Genomic DNA, 1,300 nt, shown 5'->3' with positions numbered 1-1,300 from the left:
ATGTATTCTGCTCCTTCGACATCCATCGCTCCAAGCACTTCAACTTCCTGTTCTTCATTATTCTCATCGGTAAGACTAAAAATTTCGCCTACTTCAATTGCTTCCATATTCATTCTCCTCCTATCATACTCTAAAAAATAAAACGYTCAAATTGCACACTTACTAACATATCTTTCCATAAAAAAGTTGAATTCATACAGAAAGAACAACAAATTCTTGCTGGTTCAGCAAAAGTATTCAACTATAAGGATATCATTTATGAATAGGAATGAACATATTTTAAATGAGATAATTGGATTAATTAATTTAATATCCTTCTTTCGATTTTCGAAAGACCTCTATGTTCCATAACGATTCTTTCATATAGGTAGCAAGCATGCCACCTTTCAATCTGTAAGTAAATACTCTAAAATGGCACCTCATACCCTGATTCGTTTCTGTACGTTTTTAGGATGAGAGATAAATCCTTCTATATAAACTAAAGAGACTTATGCAGTAATTCCAGTACATCTTTCATCGCAAAAGGACCGTCTTTTTTTACATGCTCAGCGAATTCAGAAACGAGACGTAATGTTTTCACACTTTCAATTGGATGATCCCCTGACGCGCTTTCAGCAGAAAGCATAACAGCATTCGTTCCGTCCAATACAGCCTGAAATACATCAGTCACCTCAGCTCTTGTAGGAATAGAGTGATCTACCATAGATTGAAGCATTTGTGTCGCTGTAATTACATATGTATTCGTTCGATTGCACTCACGAATCATCATTTTTTGTAAAAGCGGAATAAATTGATACGGCAGTTCCACACCTAAATCTCCCCTTGCGATCATAATGCCATCTACTTCTTTGCATATGTCTTGAAAATTCTCGATTGCTTCCATCGTTTCTATTTTTGCAATTAAATTCGGGGAAGTTTCTTTATGTTCTTGTATAAACTCTCGTATTTCCTTTATATGACTAGGTTTCCGCACAAAGGAACACGCAATAAAATCAACATTCTCTTCTAAAAGAAACTGAATGTCTTTTTTATCTTTCTCTGTAATAGCTGGTAAACTAACAATTGCACCTGGTAAATTCACCCCTTTATGAGAGGCAATATTTCCACCTGTTTTTATCCTCGTTTCTATTTTGTCCGCACTTACCTTTTCAGCGATTAACTCAACTTCTCCATCATTTATAAGAATCCTACTACCAACCTTCACGTCATTCGCAATCCCTACATAATCAACACTTGCTTCTTCTTTATTCCCTTGTACTGGATGAGTATGTAAAATAAATAACTCCCCTGCTTCAAGTGT

General features: G+C 35.6%; 1 protein-coding gene and 1 pseudogene. Both read right to left on the bottom strand.

Annotated elements, in window-relative coordinates; genetic code table 11:
- Window positions 1-107 (bottom strand): annotated as a pseudogene (locus AC1DTM_RS26950) (DUF1292 domain-containing protein); the annotation flags it as partial.
- Window positions 108-478: 371 nt separating this feature from the next.
- The coding region (locus AC1DTM_RS26945) for a pyruvate kinase (RefSeq protein ID WP_477001324.1) at window positions 479-1,300 on the bottom strand (822 nt) is incomplete at its 5' end.

It is taken from the genome of Bacillus sp. P4_D3, from assembly GCF_056401855.1.
Note: the sequence above shows the minus strand (reverse complement) of the source record. Positions and strands in the feature narration are given on the sequence as shown.